The 9,193-nt window shown below is 73.3% G+C and carries 7 protein-coding genes; 1 reads left to right on the top strand and 6 read right to left on the bottom strand.

Features of this window, described 5'->3' with window-relative positions; all coding sequences use genetic code 11:
* From JNW89_RS18640 to JNW89_RS18615, 6 genes are all read right to left on the bottom strand, one after another.
* Window positions 1–1,229: MFS transporter (locus tag JNW89_RS18640; RefSeq protein WP_238449884.1), on the bottom strand; the 1,229-nt coding region annotated here is incomplete at its 3' end.
* Window positions 1,226–3,010, bottom strand: coding sequence for an IucA/IucC family siderophore biosynthesis protein (locus JNW89_RS18635; protein WP_238449883.1), 1,785 nt, complete (start codon window positions 3,008–3,010; stop codon window positions 1,226–1,228). The genes JNW89_RS18635 and JNW89_RS18640, both read right to left, overlap by 4 nt.
* Complete coding sequence (locus tag JNW89_RS18630; protein WP_238449882.1) at window positions 3,007–3,576, bottom strand: GNAT family N-acetyltransferase; 570 nt, start codon at window positions 3,574–3,576, stop codon at window positions 3,007–3,009. The genes JNW89_RS18635 and JNW89_RS18630 overlap by 4 nt, the downstream gene beginning before the upstream one ends.
* Window positions 3,573–4,865: a lysine N(6)-hydroxylase/L-ornithine N(5)-oxygenase family protein gene (locus JNW89_RS18625; protein WP_238449881.1), complete on the bottom strand. Its 1,293-nt coding sequence runs from the start codon at window positions 4,863–4,865 to the stop codon at window positions 3,573–3,575. Before JNW89_RS18625 ends, JNW89_RS18630 begins: the two co-directional genes overlap by 4 nt.
* Window positions 4,866–4,891: 26 nt before the next feature.
* Window positions 4,892–6,451: an aspartate aminotransferase family protein gene (locus tag JNW89_RS18620; protein WP_238449880.1), complete on the bottom strand. Its 1,560-nt coding sequence runs from the start codon at window positions 6,449–6,451 to the stop codon at window positions 4,892–4,894.
* Window positions 6,452–6,764: 313 nt separating this feature from the next.
* Window positions 6,765–7,475, bottom strand: coding sequence for a siderophore-interacting protein (locus JNW89_RS18615; protein WP_238449879.1), 711 nt, complete (start codon window positions 7,473–7,475; stop codon window positions 6,765–6,767).
* Between the two features lie 100 nt (window positions 7,476–7,575).
* Here JNW89_RS18615 and JNW89_RS18610 point away from each other — a divergent pair.
* Window positions 7,576–9,193, top strand: a 1,618-nt coding sequence (locus tag JNW89_RS18610) for a penicillin acylase family protein (RefSeq protein ID WP_238449878.1), incomplete at its 3' end; no start/stop codon positions are given.

Here is a 9,193-nt window from a genome sequence, read left to right as displayed (position 1 = left end):
CGCGCCGACGCGGCCTTGCGCGCCGGCACGGCGCTCATCACCGCCTCGACGATGGCCGGGTTGGCCAGCGCGCAGCCGGCACCCATCAGCAGCAGCCCGCCGAGCAGCACGGGATAGCCGTCCCCCGGTGCGTGCGTGACGACCGTGAGTCCGCCGGCCAGCAGCGCCATCCCGAGGGCGATCGCCGCTGGCGACCCGAGCCGGCGGATGACCCGGGCGGCGACGCCGGCGAGGTTGAGCACGACGATGGAGAGCGCGAAGGGCACCATCCGCAGCCCCGCCTCCCACGCCGAATAGCCGCGCACGAACTGGAGGTGCTGGGTCAGCAGGAACAGCGCGCCGGTGGCGCCGAAGGTGATCAGAACGACCCCGGAGACCGCGCCGACGAACCGGCGTTCGGCGAACAGGCTCATGTCCAGCATCGGGGCCGGGATCCGCCGCTCCCATCCCACGAAGAGCACCAGCAGGAGCACGCCGCCGCCGGCCGCGCCGAGCACCGCCGGCGCCGCCCACCCGTGCTCCGGGCCGGAGATGATCGCCCAGACGACCCCGGTCAGACCGGCCGTGGAGAGCAGCACGCCGAGCAGGTCGAGGCGCCCGTCCACCGGGTCGCGGGACTCCGGCACCAACGCCCCGGCGGCCAGCAGGCAGACCAGCACGATGGGGACGTTGACCAGGAAGATCGCGTTCCACGGCAGGTGGGCGAGGATGGCGCCGCCGATCGGCGGCCCGGCCGCGAAGCCCAGCGCACTGGTGGCCGCCCAGAGACCGATCGCCCGGGGCCGCTCGGCCGCGTCGAAGATCTGCATGGCGACCGCGAGGGTGGCGGTGACCAGGAGGGCACCGCCGATCCCCATGCCGCCCCGGGCGGCGATGAGCTGACCGCTGGTCCCGGCGAGCCCGGCGGCCAGCGAGCCGGCGCCGAACAGGACCAGACCGGCGAGCAGCATCCGCCGCCGCCCGTACCGGTCAGCCGCGCTGCCGGCCGTGAGCAGCAGGCCGCACTGCACCAGCGCGTACGCGTTGATCATCCATTGGACGTCGGCGGTGGTGGCGTCCAGCTCGCCGGTGAGCACCGGGATCGCCACGGTCAGCACGGTGTTGTCGAGGACCACGGTGACCTGGGCCAGGCAGAGCACGGCCAGGATCAGCCAGCGGTGCCGGACCGGACCGGCCGGCCGGGTCGACCCCGCCGGGCTGCCGTCGCGTACCGTGCCGGGAGCGCTCATCGCGGCGGGGCGAAGCGGGCGAGCGGGTTGGCCAGGGTGCCGACGAACTGCAACGCGGCCGACGGGTCGGCGAGGTCAACCATCTGCCGGTTGTTGCGCAGTTGCAGCCGGTTCAGGCAGGACAGCGGGAACTCGGCGGCGAAGAGGTCGTGTCGGCGCAGCCGGTCGGCCAGGTGCGGGACGCTGCGCTGGTAGTCGGCGGCGCACTCGGCCACCGTGCGCCAGAAGTCGTCCTCGGCCAGGACGCTCTCGGTGACCAGGATGGCGTTGAGGTGGCGCAGGAAGCAGTCGAACACGTCGGTGAAGATCGACAGGATCTTCTCCTCGTCGGGGACGGCGACCCGGATGCGCCGCACCGCCGGGGGCAGGTCGGCCTCGGGGTCCATCACGGCGATCTCCTCGGCGATGTCCTTGAAGATCACCCGCTCCACCGCCCCGTCGTGCAGCACCAGGATCACGTTCTCCCCGTGCGGCATGAAGGCCAGGTCGTGGGCGTGGAGGCTGTGCAGCAGGGGGACCAGGTAGGCGTCGAGGTAACGGCGCAGCCAGACCGTCGGCGCCAGCCCCGACTCCGCGACCAGCGCGCCGACGACCGAGCGGCCGCCCCGGTCGACGTGCAGCAGGGACGCCATGGTCGCCAGCCGGCGGCCCGGCTCCAGCCCGGCGACCGGGCTCTCCCGCCAGAGCGCGGCCAGCATCTTCCGGTACGGGGAGTACCGGTCGGTCGCCGCCTCGTACTGCCGGTGGCGGTAGCCGATCGCGGCGCGCTCCCGGATGATCGTCAGCCGGCTGCGTCGGAACACGGGGTCGGTGGCGGCGAGGTCGGCCAGCCAGTCGTTGATCGCCGGGGTGTGCTCCATGTACGCGGCGGAGAGCCCGCGCATGAAGCCCATGTTGAGCACCGACAGGGCGGTCTTGACGTAGTGCTTCTCCGGGTGGGTGCCGTTGAAGAAGGTGCGGATGGACTGCTGGGCGAGGTACTCGTCGGGGCCCTCGCCGAGGCAGACCAACTGCCGCCGGGCCACCTCGCCGGCGAAGGTGACGGCGAGCTTGTTCCACCACTGCCACGGATGCACCGGGAGGAGCAGGTAGTCGGCCGGGTCCAGGCCCAGCCCGGTGAGGGTACGGGCGAAGCCGGCGAGCGTGTCGTCGCCGAGTTCGGCGCGGACCAGGGTGTCGTAGTCCAGGTCGGCGGCGCAGCTGAAGGTGGTGTGGTCGCGGTGGGCGGCCAGCCAGATCAGCCGAACCGGCCGGGCGGCCTCCGGGGCGTACCGGTGGTACTCGTGCACCCCGAAACCGATCCGGCCGTTGTTGGCCACGAAGCAGGGATGCCCCTCGGTCATCTGGGTCTCGACGTCCTGGAAGTCCGCCCGGGCCAGCTTGGTGGCGTCCACCGCCGGCTTGCCGAGCTTGTACGCGGTGCCGGCCAAGGTCGACGTGATCTCCTCGAGGTAGACCGGCAGGATCTCGTCGGTGAGGCCGAGCGCCGCGCGCAGGTCGAGGCAGAGGTCGACGGCGTCCAGCGGCAGCTCGCGGCCGTCGGAGTGCCGGGTGATGCTGGCCGCGTCGACCTGCCAGTGCCGCAGGGCGAGCAGCCGGGCGGTGAACCGGTACTCGACCGTGCCGTCGTCGCCGCGTACCCGGTAGCGGTCCACGCCCAGCGGCTCGGGGGTGATCAGTCGTTCGTGGGCGAACTCCGCGAGGGCCTTGCGGACCAGCAGCCGGTTGGCCTCGGCCCAGTGCCCCGGGGTCAGGTGGTCCACGGATGCGAGCGGGTTCACGCGGGCAGGTCTCCTCGGGTGGCGGCCAGAAACATCTCACGGGTACAGACGCTGAGCAGGGCGTCCTTCTCGGGCTTGCGGATCGGGCCGACGACGGTGAAGCCCACGGCGGCGTTGAGCGCGTGCACGGCGTGGTTACGCACGTCCGGTTCGACGACGACGCGGCGGACGGCCGGGGCGGCGAAGAGCCACGCCATGACCGTGGTGATCACGGCGCGGGTGAAGCCGTGCACGGGAGTGTCGGCGGGCGCGCAGAGGAAGTGCATGCCGACGTCGCCGTCCGCGGCGTCATGCAGGCCGACGAGTTCGACGTGGGCCGGGTCGTACCGCTCGGCGAGGAACGCCGGCCGGCCGCGCCACGAGCCGAGGTACGCGTCGTGGTGCGGGTGCGCGGCGATCCGCCGGTACTCCTGCGCCACCCGGGCCACGTCGGCGTCCTGCATCAGCCAGAACGCGGCCTTGGGGTGGGTGACCCAGCCGTGCAGCAGTGCGGCGTCGCCGTCCGGATCGAGGGTACGCAGGGCGAACTCGCCGAGCCGGTCGTCGACCCGCCGGAACACCGTCACGCGGTCACCGCCACCGTCGCCCCGAACTCCTGGAAGGCGATGCGCCGCTCGATCGGGTAGTGCTCGCGCCCGGTCAGCTCCCGGATGATCCAGGAGTTGCGGTACGCGCCCATGCCGAGGTCCGGCGAGGTGATGCTGTGCGCCTGGGTGCCGGCGTTCTGCAGGAAGACGCCCCGGCCGGTGTGGTCGACGGAGTAGTTGCGGGCGACGTCGAACCGGCCGTGCGAGTCCCAGCGGAGCCGGTCGCGGATCGGCGCCAGGAAGGCGGGCACCCGGTAGTGGTAGCCGGTGGCCAGCACCAGCCCCTGGGTGGTGAGGGTGAAGTCGCGGCCCTGCTCGACGTTGCGCAGGCCGAGCGTGTACGTCCCGCTCGCCGGGTCGTGGGTGGCGGTGCTCAGGGCGGTGTTGGTCATCAGCCGGGTGGGCACCGGGCCGGCCACGCTGCGGGCGTAGAGCAGGTCGAAGATGTCGTTGACCAGGTCGGCGTTGATGCCCTTGAACAGGCCCTTCTGCTCGGCCTCCAGCCGGTACCGGGTCGCCTCGGGCAGGGCGTGGAAGTAGTCCACGTAGTCCGGCGAGGTCATCTCCAGGGTGAGCTTGGTGTACTCCAGCGGGAAGAACCGCGGCGAGCGGGTGACCCAGTTGAGCTGGTAGCCGTGGGTGCCGATGTCGGAGAGCAGGTCGTGGTAGATCTCGGCCGCGCTCTGCCCGCTGCCGACCACGGTGACGCTCCGCTTGTCCCGCAGCGCCGCCCGGTTCTCCAGGTACCGCGAGTTGTGGATCACGTCGCCGCCGAGGTCCCGGCAGGCGTCGGGCACGTGGGGCGGGGTGCCGGTGCCCAGCACCAGGTGCCGCGCCCGGTGGGTGACCCGCTGGCCGGCCGCCGTGGCGTGCACGACGTACCGGTCGTCGGTCGGGTCGTACTCGATCGAGGTGACCTCGTGGCCGAACCGGACGCTGGACAGTTTCGCCGCCGCCCACCGGCAGTAGTCGTTGTACTCGCTGCGCAGCGGGAAGAAGCTCTCCCGGATGTAGAACGGGTACAGCCGCCCGGACTCCTTGAGGTAGTTCAGGAACGAGTAGGGCGAGGTGGGATCGGCCAGGGTGACCAGATCGGCGAGGAACGGCGTCTGCAGGCGGGTGGACTCCAGCAGCATGCCGGGATGCCAGTTGAAGTCGTCGCGGGCCTCGAGGAAGAGCCCGTCGAGGTCGCCGATCGGCGCGGTCAGGCAGGCCAGGCCCAGGTTGTACGGGCCCAGCCCGACGGCGATGAAGTCGTGGGTCGACATGGGATTCTCCAGGGCGGGACGGCCGGTCAGCGGATGGGGCAGGACAGCTCACCGGCCGTGCGGGTACGCACGTACCAGCCGGCGTGTTCGGCGATCAGGTCGAGGACGTGGGCGATGTCGTCCACGGTGGTCTCGGGGTTGAGCAGGGTGAACTTCAGGTGGTGCGCGCCGTCCACGGTGGTTCCCGCGACGAGGGCGGCGCCGGACGCGGCGAGCGCCTCGCGGGCGTACAGGTTGGCCTCGTCGACGAGGGCGCGGCCGGGACCGGTGGGCAGGTAGCGGAAGACCACGGTGCTGAGCTGGGACCGGGTCACCACCTCGAACCGGGGGTCCGCGGTGAGCAGCCGCCAGGCGGCGTCGGCCCGGTCGATCACCTCGTCGAAGAGGGCCCCGACCGCGTCCGGGCCCATGATGCGCAGGGTGAGCCAGAGCTTCAGGGCGTCGAAGCGGCGGGTGGTCTGGATGCTCTTGTCGACCTGGTTGGGGATGCGCTGCTCGACCGCGCGGGCCGGGTTGAGGTAGTCGGCGTGCCAGGTGGCGTGCCGCAGCACCCGGCGGTCGCGCACCAGCAGCGCACTGGAGCTGACCGGCTGGAAGAACGACTTGTGGTAGTCAACGGTCACCGAGTCGGCCCGCTCGATGCCGTCGAGCAGGTGCCGCCGGGTCGGCGAGACCAGCAGCCCGCAGCCGTACGCGGCGTCGACGTGCAGCCACACGCCGGCCGCCGCGCAGATGTCGGCGATCTGCGGCAGCGGGTCGATGGTGCCGAAGTCGGTCGTGCCGGCGGTCGCCACCACCGCCATCACCCGCAGCCCCTCCCGGCGGCACCGGTCGATCTCCCGGGCCAGTTCGTCGGTACGCATCCGGCGCTCGGCGTCGGTGCCGACGGTGACCACCGCGTCGGCGGCGAGGCCGAGCAGCTTCGCCGCCTTCTGCACGCTGAAGTGGCCGGCCGCCGAGGTGAGGATCCGCAGCCGGGTCAGCGACTCCGGGCGGGACGGCCGGGTGCCGCCCGAGGTTGCCGCCCGGCCGACCGCCTCCTCCCGGGCCAGCAGCATCGCCTGGAGGTTCGACTGCGTCCCGCCGCTGGTGAACACCCCGTCCGCGGCCGGCCCGAGCCCGACCCGGTCGATCGTCCAGTCGATCAGGCGCCGCTCGATCAGCGTGCCGCCGGCGCTCTGGTCCCAGGTGTCCAGGGAGGAGTTGACCGCGCTCAGCACCGCTTCACCGAGCAGCGCCGGGATCACCACCGGGCAGTTCAGGTGCGCCAGGTAGCGCGGGTGGTGGAAGTACACCGCGTCGCGCAGGTAGACGTCCTGCAGCTCGTCGAGCGCCGCCCCGGTGTCGCCGAGCGGCCGGTCCAGGTCGATGCCGGCGATCCGGGGCGCGAGGTCCTGCGGGGTGACGCCGGTGAAGGGCCGGTCGGCGGCGGCGACCCGGTCGGCCACCCGGTCGATGCCGTCGGCCAGCACCCGCCGGTAGTCCGCGACGGTGCCGGCGGTGAACAGGTGGGCCCGGTCGGCGGCCACCGGGCCGGGGACGACTCCGGTCGGGAGGGCCTGAACGGTTGCTCCGGGCAGACTCATGGCAGTCCTCAATGGTCGAGAGTGGACACGGCGGGCGGGCGGGCGACGGCGCGGCGGCCACCAGCGGTCCCGAGTTGATCGAGCGAAGTTAGGTTACCCTAACCTAAGTTCGGGTCAACGCCGCACCCGCTCGGCGCGCCGCGGTTCGGCGACCGGCTGCGGCTCATCAGCGGAGTCGGACGCACACGCGGGTGCGAACCGCCGCTGGTGGGCGACGCCAACCGCCTATCAGGACCACGCAGGCCCCCGCGACCGCGGGATGCCCGCCCGGTCGGCGGCGGCCAGCGCGCGCTCGGGGTGCCGAGGCGCCCGTTCACCGGGCGGCCCAGTAGCCCAGCGAGGTCACCTGGTGCCGGCCGGCGCCGAGGGTACGCCGGACGTGCCGGGTGATGCTGCGCGTACTGGCCGCCTCGCAGGCGACCCAGTAGTGGGCGTCGGCGGTGGCGGGCAGCGCCGCGCAGACCGTCTCGACCAGGTGCCGCCCCTCGTCCCGGCGGGGCACCCAGGTGACCTCGTGTCCCGCCCGAGCGCGCGGCGCCAGGGCCTGCTCGCCCTCGTGCGCGTACTCCAGCCAGACCGTCGCCGGGATGTCGGCGGCGGTGTCGAGCAGGCTGTTCACCGCCGGCAGCGAGGCGGCGTCGCCGACCAGGTAGAGGTGCGCCGGCGCGGGGTCCGGCAGGTGGAAGGCGCTGCCCTGGACGGTGGCCTCGATGGTGTCGCCGACCTCGGCCGTCGTGGCCCAGCGCGCGGCGCACCCGTCGTGGAGGGCGAACTCCAGGTGGAAGCGCCCGGTGGCCGGATCCGGGTCGACCAGCGTGTACGCGCGCTGGTGCGGTCGGCCGCCGTCGTCGAACCACAGCCGGATCCACATGGTCGGGTGCACCCCGCAGGACTCCAGCAGGCCGCCGCCGTCCATCAGCAGGCGCTGGCAGTGGCCGCCGACCGCCTCGGTGCCGAGCACCGTGAGCCGGAAGTCTCGGCCGCCCATGGCCTTGAGCACCAGGGCCTCCCAGTTGCGTTTCACGTCTCACCCTCCAGTAAGGTTCGCCTTAGTTAGGGGAGGGTAACCTAAGTTGATATTCAAAGAGCGTGCGGCTCACCCCGATTCCGGAGCGGGCCGCGCGGTGACCGGCATCTATCGCGACGCCCGAGGAGTGCCGCACCTGCGCGCCCGGTCCGTCGACGAGCTGGCCCGGCTGCAGGGCCGGGTGGCCGCGCTGGACCGGGCCTGGCAGATCGAGGTCGAACGGTGGCGCTCCGAGGGCCGGCTCGCCGCGCACGTCGGTCCCGACGCGCTGGGCTGGGACCGGTTCGCCCGCCGCGCCCGGCTCGACGACACCGCGCGGCGGTGCTTCCGCCGCCTCTCCCCCGCAACCCGGCGGTGGGTCACCGCCTACGTCGCGGGGGTCAATGAGGGGCTCGCCGAGGGCGCCGCCGGTGCCCCTGAGTTCGCAGCGGTCGGGGTGGCCCCGGGGCGATGGCGGCCGTGGTCGCCGCTGGGTGTCTTCGCCGTCCAGCACATCCTCTTCGCCACCTTCCCGAACAAGCTCTGGCACGCCCACGTCACCGCCACCCTCGGCGCGATGGCGACCGGGCTCTTCGCCGTCGAGGGGCCCGGCGGCTCCGGCAGCAACGCCTGGGCGGTGCCCGGGGACCCCGCCGGCGGCCGGGCGCCGGTCATCGCCGGCGACCCGCACCGCCTGCTCGAACTGCCCGGCATCTACCAGCAGGTCCGCCTGGCCTGCCCCGAGTTCGACGTGCTCGGCTTCGCCTTCCCCGGCGTGCCGGGGCTGCCCCACTTCGGCCATGCGGGCGAGGTGGCCTGGGCGGTCACCAACGCGATGGCCGACTACCAGGACCTCTACCGCGAGCAGCTGCGCTGCGACGGCGACCGGGTGCTGGTCCGCGACGCCGACGGTTGGGTACCCGCGCACCACCACGTCGAGCGGATCGACGTACGCGGCGGCGACCCGGACCTCGTGGAGGTCGTCGAGACCCCGCGTGGTCCCGTGGTGGACCACGACCGGCACACCGGCGAGGCGATCAGCCTGCGCACCCCGGCCCGGGTGGAGGCGGACCTCGGCTTCGAGGCGCTGCTGCCGCTGCTGCGCTCCCGCACGGTCGACGACGTCGCCGACGCGCTGCGCGCCTGGGTCGAGCCGGTCAACAGCGTGCTCGTCGCCGACCGGAGCGGGGCCGTCCACCAGCTGGTCGCCGGGCTCGTGCCCGACCGGGACGAACGCTGCCGGCGGGAACCGGTACCCGGCTGGGACCCGCGGTACCGGTGGCGCGGCGGGTACGCCGAGACGAAACCGGTCGCGGTCGAGGACATCGCGGTCTGCGCCAACGACCGCCGCCCCGACGTGGCCGACCTCGGCGCCGACTTCGCCCCGCCGCACCGCGCCGACCGGATCCGGGCCCTGCTGGCCGACGGCGTCGCGCCGGACGACGTACACATGGACACCCGGCTCGCCGCGACGCCGCTGCGCGACTTGCTCCACCGACTCGATCCGGGCGACCTCGACCCGCCCGCCCGGGAGCTACGGGACCGGCTCACCGCCTGGGACGGGTCGATGCGGGCCGACAGCACCGACGCGGGCGCCTTCGCGGCCTGGCGTACGGCCCTGGTCCGCCGGCTGCACGCGCACCCGAGCCTGCGCCCGTTGCGCGCTCCCGGCGCGTACGACGAGCTGTTCACGCCGTGGACGGACCCGCTGGCGCGGATCGGCCACGCCCCTCGAC

Source organism: Micromonospora sp. 4G55, assembly GCF_016803375.1.
Note: the sequence above shows the minus strand (reverse complement) of the source record. Positions and strands in the feature narration are given on the sequence as shown.